This window comes from Devosia psychrophila (genome assembly GCF_000971275.1).
Taxonomy (GTDB): Bacteria; Pseudomonadota; Alphaproteobacteria; order Rhizobiales; family Devosiaceae; genus Devosia; species Devosia psychrophila.
Map to the genome: position 1 here is coordinate 36,780 of NZ_LAPV01000084.1, position 19,454 is coordinate 56,233.

Here is a 19,454-nt window from a genome sequence, read left to right on the forward strand (position 1 = left end):
TCCAAAATTTTCACCAAGAGGCTGCCCGAGGGCGGCCGCTTCTGTTTTGTGGATTTCCAACATGGACGAACTAACCAAAACCGTCATCGAGCGCGGGGACCTGGCGCATCTGGCGCTGTTCCTTTGGGCTTCCGGGGCGAGTGCGCTGCTGGTGTGGAGCCTGCGCGAGATGGCCAAGGTGAATCAACACTTCAACGACTTCGTGCAGGAGATTGCCAGTTTGAATCGGCTGTTCAGGAAGGATGATTAACCCCATGGCAAACAAGCCAAATCGCGAGAATGCGCAGCAGACGTTCCGGCAATTTGCCTGGAATCTCGCCGGCACGCTGGCCAAGACCAAGCCGGCGATCGCCAAGCCGGGGAAGGGCTGATGGCAAAGACCTCGGGAGCCATTCCCATCGACGCTGAAGGGCGTTTTGCCGGCTATGCCAGCGTGTTTGGCAAGGTGGATGCCGGTGGCGACGTGGTCATACAGGGGGCGTTTGCCAGGAGCCTCGCCAAGCGCCGCGACCGCATCCGGCTGCTGTTCCAGCACGACCCCAAGGAGCCGGTCGGCATCTGGGAGACCATTGCCGAGGACGGGCATGGGCTGTTCGTCAAGGGGCGGCTGGTGCCGGGCGTGCCGCGCGCCGATGCGCTGAAACGGCTGATTGCCGATGGCGCACTGGACGGGTTGTCGATCGGCTTTCGCACCCTGCGGGCGACGCGTGAAAACGGCCAGCGCAAGCTGTGGCAGATCGATCTGTTCGAGATTTCCATCGCGACGTTTCCGATGATGGAGGACGCGCGGATCGCGCCCTCGTCGCTTTCGACCGGCGCCGCCATCGCGGCCGCCACAGACACTATCCGCAACCGATAAGGACATCTTGCATGGACATGACCAGTGACGGCCTTGAAACCAAGGCCGGCGCGGGGAGCGATATTGGCGCTCTCTTCGCCGAATTCTCGACGGCATTCGAGGAATTCAAGCGCACCAACGACCAGCGGCTGGGCGAGATCGAAAAGCGCGGCTCGGCCGACGGACTGCTGGAAGGCAAGCTTGACCGACTGAACTCGGTGCTCGACGGGCAGAAGGCGGCGATGGATCGCGCGATGGTGGAGCGGGCGCGTCCGCTGCTCGATGGCCGAGGCGCCCCGCTGGGCGGTGAGTACAAGGAAGCGTTTGCCTCCTATGTGAAGCGCGGCGAGGAAAAGGCGCTGTCGGTCGGCGTCAATGCCGATGGCGGCTATGTGGTGCCGCCCGAGACCGAAACGGAAATCACCCGGTTAATGACGGCGGTATCGCCGATCCGCGCCATTGCTGGCGTGCGCCAGGTGAGCGGCTCGGTCTACAAGCGGCCGATTTCGGTGACCGGGCCGGCGACTGGCTGGGTGGGTGAGACGGCGGCGCGGCCGACCACCAACAGCCAGACGCTGGCAGAGCTGAGCTACCCGACCATGGAACTTTACGCCATGCCGGCGGCCACCTCGTCCTTCCTCGACGACGCCGCGGTGGATGTGGGGCAGTGGATTTCCGACGAGGTCAACGCGGCCTTCGCGGCGCAGGAAACCACAGCCTTCGTAACCGGCAATGGCGTCAACAAGCCGACGGGGTTCCTGACGGCAACGTCGGTGGCGGAGGCGAGCTGGACCTGGGGTAACCTCGGCTATATCGCCACCGGCACGGCTGGTGCGCTGGCGCGGCGGATAACGGCGCGGAGCCTGCCGTCTGGACATGCACAGGCGCCGGAGGTGGACCGGCCATTACCGGGCGGGGTGAGTGTTGCGGTGCGGGCGCTGCCGCTGGTCATGGTGGCGCATCTGCCGCCGCTACCGTCCGATCCGTCGCGTTCGCGCCTCGTCGTGGCGGCCTATACCCAGCCCTGGCCGGGAAGGGTGCAGGTGGTGGATGACGCTACCGGCACTACGCTGGCGGAACTGACGCGGCGCGGACTGCTCGGGAGCCTCACGGCCGATCTGCAAGCGGGGCCGCTGGGCATCTGGGATCAGGGCAACGTCGTAGACGTGACGCTTCTGGAGGGACATCTGGCCTCGGGCGAAGACCTGGCAGTGCTGGGCGGCAGCAATCGGCTGGCGGTGGAGAATGACGCGGGAAACTGGGAGGTCGTCGGCTTTGCCAATGCCGAATTGGTGTCTCCCGGCCGCTATAGGCTGAGCCGCCTGCTGCGCGGCATGGATTGCACCGGTCCGGCGATGAGCACGGCGCCGGTGGGTCGGAGGGTGATTCTGCTGGATAGCCGGGCCGTCAGCCTGCCGATGGACGCGCACTGGCTGGGCGAAACGCGGACCTTCCGCATCTATGCCGGCGCGCGCGATGTCGAGGGGCAGAGCTTGAGTTTCGCGACGGATGCCGGGCCGGCCCTGCCGCTGCCGCCGGTACATCTGCGGGCGGTGCGGGCAGGCGGCGATGTCGCATTCAACTGGACACGTTGCAGCCGTGCCGATGGCGACGGCTGGGGCGCGGCGGAGAGCCCGCTCGAGCATGTGCCTGAACGCTATCAGTTGACAATTTTCAATGGCTCGACGCCAGTTCGATTGCTGGAGAGCACCTCGCCTGCCGCCAGTTATGGCGCGGCTGATCAGGTAAGCGACTTCGGCGTGCTGCCGGCTGTTTTCAATTTTACCGTGGTTCAGGTCAGCCCGGTGCTGGGTGGCGGTCATGCGGCAGAGGGAGCATTCCATGGCTAAGAGCCGGTTCGATATCTGTCTTGACGCAGTGCTGCTGTACGAGGGCGGCTATGCCGATCATCCAGCCGATCCGGGTGGCGCAACCAACCTGGGCATTACCCACAAGACGCTGGCGCGCTGGCGGCGGGTGTCGCCCTGGTGGGCGCTGCCCAAAAGCGAGGTGCAGGCGCTGCTACGCACCGAAGCAGCAAAGATCTATCGCGCCAGCTATTGGAATCGCATTCAAGGCGGGCAATTGCCGCCGGGCCTCGACGTGGCGCTGTTCGATTTTGCCGTCAACTCCGGCCCCCACCGGGCCATACGAATGCTGCAGGCGGAACTCGATGTCGCCGCAGACGGGCAGATCGGGCCGCTGACACTGGACGCGATCGAGAGACGGCCAGCGGGCCAGCTCATCAATGAACTGTGCGATCGCCGGCTGGCTTTCCTCAATCGCCTCTCGACCTTCGCAACTTTCGGCAAAGGCTGGACCAACCGCGTCGCCGCCGTGCGCAACGCGGCACTGGCTGCCGCGGGTGCGACCACGACTATCTCAACCAAACCCAATCAATGGAGAACCATCATGGACCTGCTCAACGGCTACAAGACCTACATCGTCGCCATTTTCATGCTGCTGGCCGGCGTCGCGCAGCTGCTCGGTATCGACCTGCCGGCACTAGACGGCGGCTCGTCCGGGCACCTGATCATGGAAGCACTGGCAGTGCTGTTCCTGCGCAAGGGGCTGAAGAGTGATATCGCTCGGGCATGATGTGCGGTTGCAACTTCGCTGCGAGTGCTCGATATTCAAGGTCTACTTTGCCGAGGTTGCCATGAAGCATTCATCCATCGTCGTCCGCGCTCAATGGGACAGCGAAGCCAAGGTCTGGGTGGCGTCGAGCACAGACATAGATGGATTGAGTGTCGAGGCGGATACGATAGAAGCTCTCAATGCCAAGGTATTGGGGGCCATTTCCGACCTTATCGAGCTCAACGGCATCGACTCGGAGCTGGCCGAAATACCGGTTCACCTGCTGGCCGAGCAGTTTTCGCGCGTCCACAATCCGTCGCACTGATTGTGGGCGGGTTTCTTCGAGAGCTAAAAGCCAGGTTGTCCGAGGCCGGATGTTATTTTGTTCGACCGGGCAAAGGCAATCACGAGGTCTGGTACAGTCCGATCGTTGGTCGCCACGTTATTGTGGATGCTGGAGCGAAGTCCCGACATACGGCGAACGAAACGCTGAAGCAGGCTGGTTTGCCCAAGGCGTTCTGATGGTACGAATTATGGTGTTTCTACCTGTTTTGCCTCATTCATGTCCCATTCAGCAACGGCGCCATAAGGTGGTGTCATGAAAACCCTGATCCTCAAAATCCTTGCTCCCGCCGCCCTTGCGGTGGGTATTGGGCTGGCCGGCAGCGGCGCGGCCCAGGCGCAGTCCTGCATCGACAGTTCGGCTGAAATCCAGGCGCTGATTAGCGATGGGCGGATCATGAGCCAGTATGATGCCGTCGCTGCTGCAGGCTATAGCGCAGACCAGATCCTTAATTTTCGGCTGTGCGACGATGGTGGTCGCTACGTCTGGATTGTGGGTATATTGAGCGCGGACGGGACTGCGCAAAACCTGACGATCAGCGCAGAATAGACAAAGCCGAGTCGGCGAGGGGCCTCGATGCGTATTCTGGTTGTCGAAGACGATACCAATCTCAATCGCCAGCTCAAGGAAGCGCTGACCGACGCCGGCTATGCGGTGGACGTGGCTTTCGATGGCGAGGAGGGGCATTTCCTTGGCGACACCGAACCCTATGATGCCATCGTGCTCGATATCGGGCTGCCGCAGATGGATGGGCTTTCGGTGCTGGAAGAGTGGCGCCGCGCCGGCAAGACCACGCCCGTGCTGCTGCTGACGGCGCGCGACCGCTGGAGTGACAAGGTGCAGGGCATCGATGGCGGCGCCGACGACTATGTCGCCAAGCCATTCCACATGGAAGAAGTGCTGGCCCGTATCCGAGCGCTGGTGCGACGTGCTGCTGGCCTTGCCTCCAATGAAATCGTCTCAGGCTCAGTGCGGCTGGATTCGCGCTCGGGAAAGGTGACGGTCGATGGTCAATCGGTGAAGCTAACCAGCCATGAGCTGCGCCTGCTGAGCTATCTGATGCACCACAAGGGCAAAGTCATTTCGCGCACCGAGCTGACCGAGCATCTTTACGACCAGGACTTCGACCGCGACAGCAATACGATCGAGGTGTTTGTCGGTCGCCTGCGCAAGAAGCTGCCGGACGATTGCATCCAGACTGTCCGCGGTCTCGGTTATCAGATCGCCGAGGATTGATCCTTGGCGGGGATGCGTAAGGGCTCTATCGCAGCCTCGCTGTTCTGGCTGTCGGCGGCCTGGCTTATCCTGGCGCTGGTGGCGACCGGGTTTCTTTTGACCGATCTCTACTCGCGGGCGCTCGATACCTCGCTGGCGGAAACCCTGGATTTTCATGTCGAGAGCCTGACCGGGGCCCTGCTGGAATCCGGCTCGCCCACCAGCGACGCGATCGCATTGACCGATCCGCGCTTTGATCGGCCACGTTCGGGCTGGTACTGGGCCATTCGTGATGCCGATGGCACGCTGTATAATCTCTCCACCTCCGTCGTGGGCATCGACCTGCCGGTATTGATGGGCGCGGCCGACAATCGTGGCCGTCGCACCGCCGTCATGAATGACGTCTTCGGCACGCAGATGCGGGTAGTGGAACGCACGGTGACAGTGGCGCCGAACAGTTACCAGATCGTCGTCTCCGGCAATCTCAGTGAAATTTTGGAACTGGTGGGCGATTTTCGCGGCCAGACCTTCATCGTGCTCGGCGCGGTGGGCGTGATGCTGGCCATCATGAGCGCTATCGTGGCGCGCTTTGCTATGCGTCCGATTTCCAAGCTTAGCCGGGCTATCGAAAGCGTGCGCGAGGGCGAGAGCGTGACGGTGGGCGGTACTTATCCGCGTGAAATTGCGCCGCTGGCCGAAGAGGTCAACGAGTTGCTGCGCTCCAATGCCCAGATTATCGAACGGGCTCGTAACCAGGTGGGCAATCTGGCTCATGGGCTCAAGACGCCTATCGCCGTGCTGCGCAACGAAGCTGCCACCAAGAAGGGTGCGCTGGCTGAAGTTGTGCTGAGCGAAAGCGAGAAGATGAGCACCATGGTCGCCACTTATCTCGAGCGGGCGCGGTTGGCAGCGCGCACCTCGGTGGTCGGCAAGAAGTCCGACGCGACCATGATCATGCTGCGATTGACGCGGGTGATGCGCAAAATTCACCCCGAGGTCACCATTGCCTTCGAGCGACCTGATGCATCGTTGCCCTGGTTCCGCGGCGACGAGGCCGATCTTGAGGAAATGGCGGGTAATCTGCTCGACAACGCCTGCAAATGGTCCAAGGGGCAGGTGGGTGTGCGGCTCGATGCCGAGCGCAACGAGACGGGCACGCTGCTGCTGATCTGCATCGATGATAACGGAGCGGGCCTCAGCGACGAGGACGCGCACAAAGTGTTGCGGCGCGGTGTCAGGCTGGACGAGAAAACGCCGGGAAGCGGCTTGGGGCTCGATATCGTCAAGGAACTGGTGGATGTTTATGGCGGAAGCCTCGAACTCAAGCGCTCGACGTTGGGCGGGCTGCTGGTCGAGCTGCGTCTACCCACATCGCGATTGAGCAGCATGGCGCGGCCCAATGCAACCTGACGCACTTTCGCCGCATTACGACAACATGAGCCACCCCATCGTCCACCGGATCGCAAACCCATGAACCGCATTGCCCTTTTCGCCACCCCGCTGCTCGCTTTGACCCTGGCTGCCTGTTCCAGCACCGGTCCGACCCAGGTGGTGGCAACGGCTCCCATGGTAGCGACCCCCGTCATTGCCCGCCCGATGGTGCCGACGCCCGCGCAGACGACGCAGCAGGCTTTGCTGACGACCAGCGTTTCCAATGGTTTTGTCGATGCGGCCGCCCTGTCCGTGATGACAGCCAAGGATTCGGCTGAAGCCAACAGCGCCCAGTTCTATGCCTTGCAGTTCGGCCGCCCCGGCGCGCCGCGACAGTGGGCAGGCGACAAGGGCACCACAGGCTCGGTAGGCGTTGGTCCCTATGTGCGCGTCAATAATCTCGATTGCCGCGATTTCACCCATACGGTGAAGGCAAACGGGCAGGACTATGTGAAAAAAGGCACCGCGTGCCGCGAGCAGAACGGCAACTGGGCCGTGGTGCAAGGCGCCGCTTAAGGCGTTTCGTGATCGCAACTGGAATGGATTGTTTACTTAAGCCCGGTAGGGTTCTGCGATAGCTCTCCAATTTTTTCGTGTTGATGTCACAAGCAGTCACCCAATCTGATCCATCGATGACCCGCCGGGCCGGACGCGCTGTTGTGCGACCATTTGCGGGTATTCTGGACCTGATCCTCGTGCAGGATCCGGTGCAGTTCTCTTTTCCGGGATCGGTGGAGCGCGCTCATACCGAGGCCGTTTGGACCTGGGTGTGTCGCGATCTCGCTCCCGAACTGATCGATTCCGAACGCCTGGCCGAGGGCACATATACCGCCGCCGATCTCGAAGCGGTCATGTCGCAGGTGTTGTTGCGCATGAAGGCGGGGATCGAGGCTGCTGCTGCCGATCCGGAAAAAGACCGCCGCCTGCGCGCCACCTTGGGCAGCGCTGATGCGCGCGACGCCCTGCCGGGCATTGTGCTGGCGGTGCGCAGCCGCGCCTTGCTCGGCAAGGCGCAGGCTTTCGGCAAGGCCATCAACGCCATGACCGATGACGGCGCCATAGGCGCGGCTCTCCAGTCCATGCCATTGAAAGACCCGGCTTTGTCGGCGTTGTTGTTTCATGCCGCGCTGCCGCAGGTGTCCAATCCGACGCGTCTTGCTACGGCAATCATCAAACTTTCCGGCAATGCCACTGAAGCAGCAGTGATCCGCATGGGCTTCACGCCGGTGATCGAGGCTATCCTGGCGCATGCGCAGAACCAGATTTTTGTGCTGCAGCCGATGGGCCCGTTTGCCGATATCGACTTGATCTGCCGCAGCCTCGACCGTTTCCACCGCCTCGTGCGTTCGCTGACCGGCTATATCGAATTTGCCCGCGGCAGCCGCTGGGCGACGATCGTGTCGGCCGTTACCAAGCAGGTTTCCGACCGTATCGAGCCGCGCTTGCGCGACGTGGTGTCAGACATCAACCAATCGCTGCGCAAGGGCCGCGAGGGCAGCGATCGCGTTGATGATGATCGTGTCCTGGCCGCCATCAACGGCGTATATCTGCTGGCAACGATCCGCGAATGCCGCGACTCGCTGGCGCTGAATGCGCTGTTCGAGCAGGCCTGGAGCCAGAGCGGCGAGGCGCTGGAACTGCACCTGCAGCGCAATCTCGACCTGATCCGCCAGAATCCGTCCGATGCCAACACCGGCCTGCGGCTCGATGCGGGGATCAAGATGGCCGAAGTGCGCTTCAACCCTGAATATGCCGACACGCTACGGCGTGCTCGCGCCTCTGCCGAGCGCCGCGGCTAAATTCATGCCATCTTCGTAGAGCACGACCAGTTGGATCGTGAATGCGCGACCTGGCTCGCGCACGCTGGCCGTCTGGCCCTCGGTGCCTGCAACCAGGGCAATGCTGGCACCGTCGGTCAAGCGCACCACGACGCCGATGGCCATCAGAGGATCGGTTTCGTCGGGGTCAGCGTGAATCAATGCGCCCACATTGAGTACGCGCTGTTCGGTGGGCGCGACGACGAACAGCCGGGCACCATGGTAGCGGCCTTCGAGATAGGGCGACAGGAGCGGTGCTGCGCCGCCGGAGGCCGATGAAGGCTCATCGCCCGCAGCGATCCCCACCATAGCCACCCGTTCATGCGCGACGATGCCAGCACTGGCTGGGGGAATAGCGCCGAGTTGCACACCCGCCGCGACCTCCGCGATGTCTAGCGGCTGCGGCGTGTAGTCCAGCGACCAACTGGGTGGCTTAGGCGCGAACGGCAGCCACGACGGCCAGCGGGAGGGCAGGGTGCGCGGGCGGACGAGATAGCCATGCCCGCCGTCGAGATAGGCCGGATGCCCACTATCATCGGGAAGATCGCCGATCGGCGCGGCACCATCGGGCGTTTCGTAGAGTGGATCGATCAACTGGTCCTGCAGCGGCATGCGCGGCTTGTCGAGCAGGCAATCGACGGCATCGCCGCCACTGTCTAGGCAGGCACGGCGGCTGAACCATCCGGCGGCACTGCCGGCCAATACAATGCCAGCGGGTGCGATGCCTGGTTCGAGTCGCGACGTTGCCGCACTCCAGCGGCCTTCGCCGCCGGCCATGTGCCAGAGCGTGAGGTCGGGCTGCCAGCCGCCGCAGGCAATCAGCCGGTCGGCGGCGATTGGTGCGTCTACCGTGGATAGACCCTCCATGGCGAGTTGCGGGGTGATGGCGACGCCGTATTCGCCGGCCGCTGGAGCCGCGTTCGCGACGACGGTGCCGGCGGCCTGGGTGATGCCATAGGCCTTGGCGAATTCAACGAAGCGGGATTGAGGCTGCGGCCGGGCGTCGATGATGCGCTTCACCTCGATACCCGCATCCTGCGCCAGCATGGCGAGGCGATAGGCCGGGCTGCTGCTGGTGGCGACGATGGCGGTCCTGCCGGGCCAGACGCCGTAATTCTGGGCCAGCTCGAAGGCTTCAAGCGCACCGACCACGCCGGGCAGGCGATTTCCCGCGAACACCGGTAGCCGCTCGAACGCGCCAGTGGCGAGAATGCTGCGAGGTGCAGGAATATCGAGGACGCGGCCGGTGCAAGCGCCGTTCAACAAATGCACCTGATGCAGTCGGACCATGCCGGGGCGCAGTGCGAACGCTTCGGCGGAGGTCAGCACGGTGATCTTGCTCGATGCTGCGACAGCATTGCTGAGGCGGATGATCGACTGGTCCGGCGTTTCCTCGCCGTCCATTGTGCCGAACAGGCGAGCGTGCCCGCCTAGCTGGGGCGTTGCTTCAATCAGCATCACGCGCAGGCCGTTTTTGGCACCGGCCACGGCCGCCGACATTCCCGCCACACCGCCGCCAATCACCACCAGATCGGCGTCTGGCCCGGGCGTGCCTGCCATGCCGAGCCATGGGCGGGTCAGCGGGTCGGGTCTGTCGAGGTCGAGGTGCAGCGAGTTTGTTTCGCGGCGCAGCAGGCGGGCGAGGGGCGAGCGGCTGAGTTGGTGGGCCAGAGTCACGTAGTCCGCGCCATCCGTGGCGGGCGTGCGATCCATCGGCAGCGCCAAGCTTGGATCTCTTGTGGTCGCAGGGACAATGGCCGGCGCATGCCGGGTGGTGAGTGCCAAGTTTACGCCGCCGCGTTTGCCCGCGGTATCGATACCGGCGGACAGCACGGCGCTGAGTAGGGTGTCGCCCGCAAAACCGGGGATGACTCGACCGTCGAGCCGAAACTGCAATGGTTGGCTGCGGTTGATGACGCTACCTTGCAAGAGGTGTTTCGTATCGGCGCCAAGGCGTGCGGAGCGCAGCTTCATATGCCTGCTCCGACGTCCGCGACCCATGCGGATGCGGAGTTGCGATCGACCAGCCGGGCGGCGAACCAGCCGTTTTCGCTGAGGCTCGCGACGCCCGCGAGCCAGCGTGCAATGGCGGGTGCGAAAAATGCGCCGGTCGGACCAAATCCGGCCAGAATATCGGCGCCGACGCCACCGAGCCGCCCGACGGCTGGTGCGGCATCGCTGGTGACGACGATCTGATAGCTCGATTGACCTGCCTGTCGGAACTCGCGCCTACCACCAAGCAGCACGCCGAGCCGGACGGCGAAAGCATCCATGTTGCCCGGACCCATGGCGGTGATGCCGCGGTTGGGCTGCTGCACCAGGGTCAGCCCGCTATCGAGTTGCAGCATCACGGGCGCAGCTATCGTCCGGGTCGGCTCGGTGAAAATCGTAGTGGTGAGCTGCCGCCGCAACAGGCTGGGCCATTGCGCGGCGGAGACGTGTTCCAACAGCGCCATATCATCGGCCAGCACGCTTTGGCCGATCTCGACGCGTTCATCGCCGGAGATCAGCTCGGCGCTGCCATCCTCACGGATGCTCAGTGTTTCGGCAGGCCCGAGGCGGCGAACCAGATGCTGTTTAAGCCAATGGTCGAGCGCTGTTTCCAGCGACGCCCGATGAAGCAACACCGCGTCGCGCAGGATGATGCCGTCGCGGCCCGGCCCAAGAGCCTGCTCTCCAATGGGTTCAGCAGCATGCCCAAATGCCAAGGCCATTTGACGGATATGGGAGAGGGCTATCTTGCCCGGCTCGTTCTCGGCAAACAGGATGGGGTCCACACGTGAGCGGGCGCTACGCCCGCCAATGCGCGAGATCAGCTTGAGCGTCTCGGCGACAAGCGGCTTCAGCATGTCCCATGTTTCGGGCCGCGTGATGGGTGCCACGGAAAGGTCAACGCCGCGCGGCAGGCGGTAGGCCGATTGGCTTTCGCCCGCAAAAATCACCGACTTTCCATGCACCGATGCCAGCAGTCCCGCGACCAGCCGGGCAAGGGGCTTCGATCCGACAATGACGAAATCGGCGCGGGTCTGGCTCATGCCCGGCGAGGTGCCTGTGGCAATGCGTCCAGCCCACGATCTCGTGTTTTGATGGTTTTTCGCCGCATTGGGCTTATAGATGGCAAAATCTTTCCGCATGCCGGCGTCAAGCGTCCAGGGCCCATGTTTTTCTGGTTCATCGCCATAGCCATCACCGCCATTGCCTGCACCGCACTTTTCTACGCGGCGGGCCGGCGTGTGGTCAACGTAGACGTCCCTGAAATGGACGATGCCAACAGCCATTTTCGCCTTGTACTGGCTGGGATCGACGCCGATCTGGCTGCGGGTAAGTTGGGCGAGGTCGAAGCGCAGGCCGCCAAGGGTGAACTGGCGCGGGAAATGCTCCGTCTTAAGGCCGAACCAAGGCACGTCGTGGCCAGTGCAAAGGGCTTGGGACAGGCGCCTTTGTTGGCCGGTCTGGTAGGCATCGCAGCGGTAACGCTTGGCCTCTACGCCGTGCTTGGCAGCCCTGACCTGCCCAGCCAGCCGCTGGCCGGTCGGCCCGAAGCGGTGTCCCAGTCGATCGATCTCGAAGACGCCATTGCGCGCATCGAAAGCCAGCTCACCGACAATCCGGATGACCTGCGCGGCTGGACCGTGATTGCGCCGGCCTATCTCGAACTGGCGCGCTACGCGGACGCTGCCCGCGCCTATCGCCGGATCATCGAACTCAGCGCACCGACTGCCGATTTGCAGACCAGCCTCGCCGAGGCGCTGATGCTGGCGTCGAATGGCGCCGGCTCGCCCGAGGCCGTGGAGCTGCTGCGCGCCGCAGCCGCATCCGAGCCGACCCATGTTCTTTCGCGGCTTTATATCGCCGCCGAGCTGACGCGCGCCGAGGACTATCCGGCGGCGGTGACTGCCTGGCAGGACGCGCTTGCCCTGTCCAAGGGCGGCGAGCCTTGGCTGATTACGGCGCAGCAGGGCCTTGCCGTGGCACAGAATGGTGGCGTGGCACCCGCCAATGATGGCGAAGCCGAGATGATCGGCCAGATGGTCACCGGCCTTGCCAACCGTCTCTCGGCCGATGGCGGCACTGTCGAGGAATGGACGCAACTGGTGCGGGCCTATCTGGTGCTGGGCGATACCGATAGCGCCCAGGCCGCCTATGACGATGCCGTCGCCGCCTATCCGCAGGCCTTTGACCGCGGCGACCTCGATACGCTGGCGCTTGGCGCCGGCCTGACGCTGAATGGAGCACAGCCATGACCATGCCCGCCGCCATCCGAAAGAAAAGCTGGTCGCGCAAGCAGAAGCGGCTGGCGACCATTGCCGCGCTCGGCGTAGTGCTGGCGCTGGCGACGACATTGGTGCTGGTAGCTTTGCGCGACCAGATCGTGTTCTTCTATTCACCGTCGGACGTGATTGCGCGGCAGGTCGAGGCGGGGACTCCGATCCGGCTGGGTGGGTTGGTCAAGGACGGCAGCTGGACCCGCGACGGACAAGAGAACCATTTCATCGTGACCGACAATGCCAGTGACATCGTGGCAAGCTACACCGGCATCCTGCCCGACCTGTTCCGCGAGGGGCAGGGCGTTGTCGCAGAGGGCAGCATGGGTGATGACGGCAGCTTCATCGCCAGCAACGTGCTCGCCAAGCATGACGAGAACTACATTCCCAAGGAAGTTGTCGATGCGCTGAAGGCCAGCGGCGAATGGCGCCCGGAGACGGCGACACCGTGAGCATCGAACTCGGACACTTCGCCCTCATCCTGGCCTTTGCAATCGCCGCCATCTCGACGGTGGGCGGCTATGTCTACTGGCGATCCGGCCAGCGTATCGCGCTGGTGCTGAGCCAGGGCGCCGTGCTGCAATTTGTGCTGGTGGCAGTGGCCTTCGCGGCGCTGATCCAGGCCTTCGTCACCTCCGATTTCAGCCTGCTGCTGGCGGTAAACAATTCGCATTCGCTGAAGCCGCTGCTGTTCAAGATCTCCGGCGTCTGGGGCAATCACGAGGGTTCGCTGGTCTTGTGGATTTTCATCCTCGTCTCGTTCGGCGCCATGGTCGCGGCGTTCGGGCGGCGCCTGCCCGATGACCTGCTAGCGCTGGTGCTAGCGACGCAGAGCCTGCTGACGGCGGCCTTTACCGGCTTCACGCTGTTCACCTCAAATCCGTTCGAGCGCGTCTTTCCAGCGCCGCTGCAGGGCAATGACCTCAATCCGGTGCTGCAGGATATCGGCCTCGCCATCCATCCGCCGCTGCTCTACGCCGGCTATGTCGGCTTCTCGATCTGCTTTTCTTTCGCCATCGCCGCCTTGATTTCTGGCCGAATTGACCAGGCATGGGCCCGCTGGGTGCGCCCATGGGCCATGCTGAGCTGGATTTTCCTGACGCTGGGCATCACCATGGGTTCGTACTGGGCCTATTACGAGCTTGGCTGGGGCGGCTGGTGGTTCTGGGACCCGGTCGAAAACGCCAGCTTCATGCCCTGGCTCGCGGGCACGGCGCTGCTGCATTCTGCGCTGGTGATGGAAAAGCGCAATGCGCTGAAAATCTGGACGATATTCCTGTCCATCATCACCTTCAGCCTGTCGCTGCTGGGGACTTTTCTCGTGCGCTCTGGCATCCTGACCTCGGTGCATACCTTTGCCAGTGACCCGACCCGTGGCATGGTCATCCTCGCGCTGTTGGCCTTGGTCATCGGCGGGGCATTTGCGCTGTTCGCATTCCGCGCGTCGTCGCTTCGGCAGGGCGGTCTTTTCGCGCCGGTCAGCCGCGAAGGGGCGTTGATCCTCAACAACCTGTTCCTCGCCACGGCCGTCGGCGCCGTGCTGGTCGGCACACTTTATCCGCTTCTGCTCGATGCCCTGACCGGCACTACGATTTCGGTCGGCGCGCCATTTTTCAATCTCACTTTTGGTGCGCTGATGGCGCCGCTGTTGCTGGTGCTGCCATTCGGACCGCTGCTGGCCTGGAAGCGCGCTGACGTCGTGGGCGCGGCGCAACGCCTGATCGGCGCGGCGGCCCTGGCGATTTTCGCCACCATCCTGATTTCAGCGCTCGGCGGCGTCTCCATTTCACTGGCGCCGCTGGGCCTGCTGCTCGGCTTCTGGGTGGCCTTCGGGGCGGTGGCTGAATTGGCCGAGCGCAGCAAGCTGGGTCGCATTCCGCTTGGCGAAAGCTTGCGGCGGCTGTTCGGCCTGCCACGCACTGCCTGGTCGACTGCTCTCGCCCATTTCGGCATGGGCGTAACAGTCTTGGGCATTGTCGCCACCACGGCATGGGAAACCGAACTGGTCACCACGCTCAATCCGGGCGAGACGGCCGAACTCTCCGGCTATACCGTGGCCTTCGATGACTTCCAGCAGGTACCGGGACCGAACTATCTTTCCGACGAAGGCCATTTCACCGTGACCGCACCGGGTGGCGGCACGCGCGAAATGATGGCCGACCGGCGCACCTATGTGGCCAGCGGCATGCCGACCACCGAGGCGGCCATCGAGACCTATGGTTTCTCCCAGCTCTATCTGCAGCTCGGCGAACCGCTCGACGACACCCACGTCGTGCGCATCTGGCACAAGCCCTACATCACCCTGATCTGGCTCGGGGCGATCCTGATGGCGCTGGCCGGTGTGGTTTCCCTGACCGACCGCAAACATCGCGTCGGCGCGCCGCAGCGCGCCCGCAAGACCTTGGCGAGCCCAGCGGAATGACCTGGCTTCGGGCGCTTGTGCTGGTGCTGTGCCTGGTGTCGCCCGTCGCGGCGCTGAGCCCCGATGAAGTGCTGTCCGATCCAGTGCTGGAACAGCGCGCCCGCGACATTTCGGCAGGCCTGCGCTGCCTCGTCTGCCAAAACCAGTCGATCGACGACAGCGATGCCGATCTTGCCAAGGACCTGCGCCTGCTGGTGCGCGAGCGACTGGTGAGGGGCGACAGCGACGAAGCGGTGCGGCAGTTTTTGGTCGATCGCTACGGCGAATACGTGCTGCTCAATCCGCGGCTCAACAATCACACGGTGCTGCTCTGGATCGCGGCGCCGGGCCTGCTGCTGGTTGGGCTCGGGACGTTGTTCGTGTTATGGCGCGAGCGGCGGGCGGTGACAGCGGGCCTGAGCGCCGAAGAACAGGCGGCACTGGACGAGTTGAAGTAACGCTCCCTACCTTTCTCCGCCTGTTCTTCTTTTCTCCCTCGGGCTTGACCCGAGGGCCGCCCAAAACCCGGCACAAGCGGCGAATGGTCCTCGGGTCAAGCCCTAGGGAAAAGCGGAGCCTGAGGAGGCATCCGGCCAAATCCGCCACAATCTCCGCCGCAATCCTGCCGCCAACATTGCCAAGGTTTAATATTGGCGCAACCTCGCAGAAAGATCACTCGTTCCATACCTAGGCCCACAAGCTGTTGAGGGCTTGCCGAAGGAGAACATCTTAATGCGCCCATCCATTATGAAGCGCACCAGAAGCCTGCTGGGGGCATCCGCCCTGGCGCTGCTGGTGGGTATCGGCGGTGTCTCTACCGCATACGTCATGACCGGCCAGGTGGCTAATGCACAGGTACAGAACGCCGCGCAGATCATCGTGCCGGCCGACGCCCAGCCGCATGCCGGCTTTGCTGACCTCGTCGAGGCAGTGAAGCCTGCCGTCGTTTCCATTCTGGTCGAGGCCGAGGAAAGCCCCGAACAGGTGCAAGGCCGAGGTGGCAACTTCGACTTCAATTTCCCCGATCTGCCCGAAGGTCATCCGTTCAAGGATTTCTTCAACCAGTTCGGTGATCGCGGCCCCGGCGGCCGCGGCGGCGCAACTCCGGAAGCTCCGGCTCCCCGCCAGTTCATGGCAGCGGGTTCTGGTTTCGTGATCTCGGCTGACGGCTATATCGTCACCAACAATCACGTTGTCGAAAACGCCACCAAGGTGACGGTCGTGTTCGATGACGGCACCGAAAAGGTCGCAACCATCGTCGGCACCGACGAGCGCACCGATCTTGCCGTTGTCAAGATCGAAGGCGCCGACCTGCCTTTCGTCAACTTCGAGACGGAGCAGAGCCGCGTTGGCGACTGGGTCGTTGCCGTGGGTAACCCCTTCGGTCTTGGCGGCACTGTGACCGTCGGCGTTATCTCGGGCCAGGGTCGTAATATCGGCGGCTCGAACTATGGTGATTTCCTGCAGATCGACGCTGCCGTCAATACAGGCAACTCGGGTGGTCCTGCCTTCAACACCAAGGGCGAAGTGGTTGGCGTCAATACCGCCATCTATTCGCCAAACGGCGGCAACGTCGGCATCGCCTTCGCCATCCCGGCAGCAACCGTCAAGGGCATCGTCGACCAGTTGGTCAAGAGCGGTACCGTGACGCGCGGCTATCTCGGCGTCGGCATCCAGGACGTTTCGCGTGACATCGCCGATGGCGTTGGCCTCAAGGATGCCAAGGGCGCCATCATCAGCAATATTGCTGAAGACGGCCCTGCTGGCCCCGCTGGTATCAAGTCCGGCGACATCGTCACCGCCGTCGATGGCGATCCGATTGATGACGCACTCGACCTGAGCCGCACCATTGCCGGCAAGTCACCCGACTCGACAGTCGAGCTGACCGTGTGGCGTGATGGCGCCGAGACCAAGCTTTCGGTCAAGCTGGGCAAGCTGGATGAAGCCGCCCTGGCCAAGGCCGACGAGCCTGCTGCGCCGGTTCCCCCGGCAGCCGTCCCGGCTGAATCCTCGGTCGGCCTGACCCTTGTGCCGAATTCCGATGGCAACGGCGGCCTGTTGGTCCAGGATGTCGATCCTGAATCGGCTGCGGCTAAGAAGGGTCTCGCCGTTGGCGACGCCATCCTCGAGGTCAACAATACGCCGGTGGCTTCGCTCGACGAGTTCGAAGCAGCCATTGACGCGGTCAAGGCACAGGGCCGCAGTACCGCCCTGGTCAAGGCCAGCCGCGACGGCCGCGATACGTTCATCGGCCTGCCGCTGAGCGAGTAAATATGGCTGTGGCGCTTTGGCGCCACAATCACTGAGCGACACCGCCCCCTTGACGGGGGGCGGTTGGGAGGGGGTGTGGAAGCCCCGATCTGGGCCAAACTGCCCCCTCCCTTGATCCTTCCCCGCAAGGGGGAGGTGCCGACTGAAACAATCGTGCCTCGGGGGCTCCGATGAAGATTTTGCTGATCGAAGACGACCGCGAGGCTGCCAGCTACCTGATCCAGGCCCTCGATGAAGCCGGCCACATTACCCACCACGCCGCCGATGGCGAAACCGGTTATGCCATGGCCTCGGGCATGGACTATGAAGTGCTGATCGTCGACCGCATGCTGCCGCGCCGCGATGGGCTTTCCATTGTCGAGTCACTGCGCGCCGAAGGCGACAAAACCCCCGTTCTCATTCTCTCCGCCCTTGGCGAAGTCGACGACCGCGTCACCGGTCTTCGTGCCGGCGGCGATGACTACCTGACCAAGCCCTATGCCTTCACAGAGCTATTGGCCCGCGTCGAAGTGTTGGCCCGCCGTTCCAGCCCATCGGAAGCCGCGACCGCCTATGAGGTCGCCGGGCTGAGCCTCGACCGGCTGTCCCGCAAGGTCGAGCGTGATGGCGAGACCATTCTGCTGCAGCCACGCGAATTCCGCCTGCTCGAATATCTGATGAAAAATGCAGGCAAGGTGGTCACCCGCACCATGTTGCTCGAAAACGTCTGGGATTATCATTTCGACCCGCAGACCAATGTCATCGACGTCCATATGTCGCGGTTGCGCTCCAAGATCGACAAGGGCCATGCCAGTCCGCTGCTGCAAACTGTGCGTGGCGCCGGCTATATGATCCGCGAGTAGATCTTGAACCGCTTCTGGCAACTCTGGCGCACTTCGACGGTCAGGCTGACGGCAACGTTCATCCTGATCTTCAGCCTGTTCGCCATCCTTCTGCTGGCCTTTATCACCTGGCAATCCAGCGTCCAGATTCAGCGCCAGCAGGCCAATGATATCGACCGCGAAGTGCGGGTGTTCCAGCGCATCGAGGCCAATCAGGGCATACGCGCCCTGGCCTTTGCGGTGCAGCGCATCGCCAGTTCTCCCGGTCCCGGCGTCTATTACCTCGGCGATGCTACCGGCCAGTTTCTGCTTGGCAATGTCACCGATATCCCCGCCAACGTGCTGATCGAGCCGGGCATCTATAGCTTCGATTATGAGCGCGCCAATCCGTTCATCGATCCGCCCGACGAGAACGCGTCCCCCGGCGCCGGCCCACCGCCGAAGTCCGGCTTTGCGGTGGTGCGCTCCATAGTCCTCGACAACGGCATGCGGCTGGTGGTTGGTCGCGACGTGGTCGAGCGACGCGGGTACTCCGCAATCATCGTGCAGAGCTTCCTGTTCGGCGTGCTCGGCATCATGGTTTTCTCCATCATTGCCGGCGGCGTCACCGCGCGCCGCGTGCTGCAGCGCATCGACACCATCCGCGATACCTCGACCAAGATTATGTCGGGCAATCTCAGCGAGCGCGTGCCGGTCACCAAGCGCAACGACGAATTCGATGGTCTCGCCACCAATCTCAACGCCATGCTAGACCGCATCGAGCAATTGCTGCAGGGCCTTAAGGAGGTCACCGACAATGTCGCGCATGACCTCAAGACGCCGCTAACCCGCCTGCGCAACCAAGCCGAAACGGCTCTGCGTGATGGCGCCAGCGACGAGACCCGACAGCGCGCACTCGAAGCGACCATCGCCGAGAGCGACCGCCTCATCCAGACCTTCAACGCACTGCTGATGATCGCCCGCGCCGAGGCCGGTGCGCCGTCGGGTGCGCTAACCGACGTGGATGTCAGCGCTGTGGTCGCCGACGTCGCCGAGCTGTATGGCCCCGTGGCCGAAGACGAAGGCATATTGGTCGAGACCGCCATCGAGCCGGGCGTTCACCTGCATGCCAATCGCGAACTTATCGGCCAGGCCATGGTCAACCTGCTCGAAAATGCGGTCAAATACGCCACGCCGGAAGGCGAAGGGCAGGGGCGGATAGCCATCGGCCTGCGCCGCAACGGCAACCGGGTGCTCATCGAAGTGGCCGACAACGGCCCAGGCATTCCCGTCGAAGACCGCACCCGCGTGCTGCAACGCTTCGTCAGGCTCGAAAAAAGCCGTTCGGAAACCGGTTCTGGCCTCGGCCTGTCGCTGGTCAACGCCGTCACCGGCCTGCACGGTGGCAGCTTCCGCATCGAAGACAATGCGCCCGGCGTGCGCGCAGTGATCGATCTGCCAGGGGCGTGAGCTTGCCCCAATCCCGCCGCCACGCT

20 protein-coding genes are annotated in these 19,454 nt (G+C 63.4%); 18 read left to right on the forward strand and 2 right to left on the reverse strand.

The window, feature by feature from the left end:
* Positions 1 to 61 precede the first annotated feature (61 nt).
* The 11 genes from WH91_RS07020 (at position 62) to WH91_RS07065 (ending at position 8,203) form a co-directional block, all read left to right on the forward strand.
* Entirely contained in the window at positions 62 to 250 is a 189-nt protein-coding gene (locus WH91_RS07020; protein ID WP_046170283.1) for a hypothetical protein, read from the forward strand.
* 120 nt (positions 251 to 370) lie between these two features.
* A complete protein-coding gene (locus tag WH91_RS07025) occupies positions 371 to 859 on the forward strand; it encodes an HK97 family phage prohead protease (RefSeq protein ID WP_046170284.1) in 489 nt (162 codons plus the stop codon).
* A gap of 11 nt (positions 860 to 870) precedes the next feature.
* Entirely contained in the window at positions 871 to 2,688 is a 1,818-nt protein-coding gene (locus tag WH91_RS23300; protein WP_143078071.1) for a phage major capsid protein, read from the forward strand.
* Positions 2,681 to 3,436, forward strand: coding sequence for a glycoside hydrolase family 108 protein (locus WH91_RS07035; RefSeq protein WP_074797361.1), 756 nt, complete (start codon positions 2,681 to 2,683; stop codon positions 3,434 to 3,436). The genes WH91_RS23300 and WH91_RS07035 overlap by 8 nt, the downstream gene beginning before the upstream one ends.
* Positions 3,437 to 3,497: 61 nt before the next feature.
* Positions 3,498 to 3,740: a DUF1902 domain-containing protein gene (locus WH91_RS07040; RefSeq protein WP_046170318.1), complete on the forward strand. Its 243-nt coding sequence runs from the start codon at positions 3,498 to 3,500 to the stop codon at positions 3,738 to 3,740.
* 2 nt (positions 3,741 to 3,742) lie between these two features.
* Positions 3,743 to 3,937, forward strand: coding sequence for a type II toxin-antitoxin system HicA family toxin (locus WH91_RS25330; protein WP_074797359.1), 195 nt, complete (start codon positions 3,743 to 3,745; stop codon positions 3,935 to 3,937).
* A 76-nt stretch (positions 3,938 to 4,013) separates the two neighbouring features.
* Entirely contained in the window at positions 4,014 to 4,307 is a 294-nt protein-coding gene (locus WH91_RS07045) for a hypothetical protein (protein WP_046170285.1), read from the forward strand.
* Between the two features lie 27 nt (positions 4,308 to 4,334).
* Positions 4,335 to 4,994 (forward strand): response regulator transcription factor, encoded by a 660-nt coding sequence (locus tag WH91_RS07050; RefSeq protein WP_046170286.1) that lies wholly within the window; start codon positions 4,335 to 4,337, stop codon positions 4,992 to 4,994.
* 12 nt (positions 4,995 to 5,006) lie between these two features.
* A complete protein-coding gene (locus tag WH91_RS07055; RefSeq protein ID WP_046170287.1) occupies positions 5,007 to 6,383 on the forward strand; it encodes a sensor histidine kinase in 1,377 nt (458 codons plus the stop codon).
* A gap of 60 nt (positions 6,384 to 6,443) precedes the next feature.
* Complete coding sequence (locus tag WH91_RS22525; protein ID WP_052952651.1) at positions 6,444 to 6,920, forward strand: hypothetical protein; 477 nt, start codon at positions 6,444 to 6,446, stop codon at positions 6,918 to 6,920.
* A 116-nt stretch (positions 6,921 to 7,036) separates the two neighbouring features.
* Positions 7,037 to 8,203, forward strand: a complete 1,167-nt coding sequence (locus WH91_RS07065) for a hypothetical protein (protein WP_046170288.1) — start codon at positions 7,037 to 7,039, stop codon at positions 8,201 to 8,203.
* Here WH91_RS07065 and WH91_RS07070 read toward each other — a convergent pair.
* Both WH91_RS07070 and WH91_RS07075 read right to left on the reverse strand, forming a co-directional pair.
* Positions 8,165 to 10,195, reverse strand: coding sequence for an FAD-dependent oxidoreductase (locus WH91_RS07070; RefSeq protein ID WP_046170289.1), 2,031 nt, complete (start codon positions 10,193 to 10,195; stop codon positions 8,165 to 8,167). The genes WH91_RS07065 and WH91_RS07070 overlap by 39 nt on opposite strands.
* Positions 10,192 to 11,355 (reverse strand): hypothetical protein, encoded by a 1,164-nt coding sequence (locus WH91_RS07075; RefSeq protein ID WP_158409530.1) that lies wholly within the window; start codon positions 11,353 to 11,355, stop codon positions 10,192 to 10,194. Before WH91_RS07075 ends, WH91_RS07070 begins: the two co-directional genes overlap by 4 nt.
* Before the next feature lie 24 nt (positions 11,356 to 11,379).
* Between WH91_RS07075 and ccmI the strand changes: the two genes are divergently transcribed.
* The 7 genes from ccmI (at position 11,380) to WH91_RS07110 (ending at position 19,428) form a co-directional block, all read left to right on the forward strand.
* Positions 11,380 to 12,465 carry a c-type cytochrome biogenesis protein CcmI gene (ccmI, locus tag WH91_RS07080; RefSeq protein WP_158409531.1) on the forward strand — a complete coding sequence of 362 codons (1,086 nt, stop codon included), beginning with the start codon at positions 11,380 to 11,382 and terminating at the stop codon, positions 12,463 to 12,465.
* A complete protein-coding gene (gene ccmE, locus WH91_RS07085) occupies positions 12,462 to 12,938 on the forward strand; it encodes a cytochrome c maturation protein CcmE (RefSeq protein ID WP_046170292.1) in 477 nt (158 codons plus the stop codon). Before ccmI ends, ccmE begins: the two co-directional genes overlap by 4 nt.
* Positions 12,935 to 14,908 carry a heme lyase CcmF/NrfE family subunit gene (locus tag WH91_RS07090; protein ID WP_046170320.1) on the forward strand — a complete coding sequence of 658 codons (1,974 nt, stop codon included), beginning with the start codon at positions 12,935 to 12,937 and terminating at the stop codon, positions 14,906 to 14,908. The genes ccmE and WH91_RS07090 overlap by 4 nt, the downstream gene beginning before the upstream one ends.
* The gene (locus WH91_RS07095) at positions 14,905 to 15,345 is read left to right on the forward strand and encodes a cytochrome c-type biogenesis protein (RefSeq protein ID WP_046170293.1); all 441 of its coding nucleotides are present in this window, start codon (positions 14,905 to 14,907) and stop codon (positions 15,343 to 15,345) included. Before WH91_RS07090 ends, WH91_RS07095 begins: the two co-directional genes overlap by 4 nt.
* Positions 15,346 to 15,619: 274 nt before the next feature.
* Positions 15,620 to 17,158 (forward strand): Do family serine endopeptidase, encoded by a 1,539-nt coding sequence (locus WH91_RS07100; protein WP_052952652.1) that lies wholly within the window; start codon positions 15,620 to 15,622, stop codon positions 17,156 to 17,158.
* A gap of 170 nt (positions 17,159 to 17,328) precedes the next feature.
* Positions 17,329 to 18,000 carry a response regulator transcription factor gene (locus WH91_RS07105; protein WP_046170295.1) on the forward strand — a complete coding sequence of 224 codons (672 nt, stop codon included), beginning with the start codon at positions 17,329 to 17,331 and terminating at the stop codon, positions 17,998 to 18,000.
* A 3-nt stretch (positions 18,001 to 18,003) separates the two neighbouring features.
* On the forward strand, positions 18,004 to 19,428 hold the full coding sequence (locus tag WH91_RS07110; protein ID WP_046170296.1) for a sensor histidine kinase: 1,425 nt from the start codon (positions 18,004 to 18,006) through the stop codon (positions 19,426 to 19,428).
* The last annotated feature ends 26 nt before the right edge of the window (positions 19,429 to 19,454 follow it).

Coding starts and splice junctions, on each gene's coding strand:
- WH91_RS07105 (WP_046170295.1), top strand. CDS start 17,329: ATGAAGATTTTGCTGATCGAAGACGACCGCGAGGCTGCCAGCTACCTG.
- WH91_RS23300 (WP_143078071.1), top strand. CDS start 871: ATGGACATGACCAGTGACGGCCTTGAAACCAAGGCCGGCGCGGGGAGC.
- ccmI (WP_158409531.1), top strand. CDS start 11,380: ATGTTTTTCTGGTTCATCGCCATAGCCATCACCGCCATTGCCTGCACC.
- WH91_RS07095 (WP_046170293.1), top strand. CDS start 14,905: ATGACCTGGCTTCGGGCGCTTGTGCTGGTGCTGTGCCTGGTGTCGCCC.
- WH91_RS07025 (WP_046170284.1), top strand. CDS start 371: ATGGCAAAGACCTCGGGAGCCATTCCCATCGACGCTGAAGGGCGTTTT.
- WH91_RS22525 (WP_052952651.1), top strand. CDS start 6,444: ATGAACCGCATTGCCCTTTTCGCCACCCCGCTGCTCGCTTTGACCCTG.
- WH91_RS07065 (WP_046170288.1), top strand. CDS start 7,037: ATGACCCGCCGGGCCGGACGCGCTGTTGTGCGACCATTTGCGGGTATT.
- WH91_RS07055 (WP_046170287.1), top strand. CDS start 5,007: ATGCGTAAGGGCTCTATCGCAGCCTCGCTGTTCTGGCTGTCGGCGGCC.
- WH91_RS07040 (WP_046170318.1), top strand. CDS start 3,498: ATGAAGCATTCATCCATCGTCGTCCGCGCTCAATGGGACAGCGAAGCC.
- WH91_RS07100 (WP_052952652.1), top strand. CDS start 15,620: ATGCGCCCATCCATTATGAAGCGCACCAGAAGCCTGCTGGGGGCATCC.
- WH91_RS07075 (WP_158409530.1), bottom strand. CDS start 11,355: ATGCGGAAAGATTTTGCCATCTATAAGCCCAATGCGGCGAAAAACCAT.
- WH91_RS07045 (WP_046170285.1), top strand. CDS start 4,014: ATGAAAACCCTGATCCTCAAAATCCTTGCTCCCGCCGCCCTTGCGGTG.
- ccmE (WP_046170292.1), top strand. CDS start 12,462: ATGACCATGCCCGCCGCCATCCGAAAGAAAAGCTGGTCGCGCAAGCAG.
- WH91_RS07070 (WP_046170289.1), bottom strand. CDS start 10,195: ATGAAGCTGCGCTCCGCACGCCTTGGCGCCGATACGAAACACCTCTTG.
- WH91_RS07050 (WP_046170286.1), top strand. CDS start 4,335: ATGCGTATTCTGGTTGTCGAAGACGATACCAATCTCAATCGCCAGCTC.
- WH91_RS07020 (WP_046170283.1), top strand. CDS start 62: ATGGACGAACTAACCAAAACCGTCATCGAGCGCGGGGACCTGGCGCAT.
- WH91_RS07035 (WP_074797361.1), top strand. CDS start 2,681: ATGGCTAAGAGCCGGTTCGATATCTGTCTTGACGCAGTGCTGCTGTAC.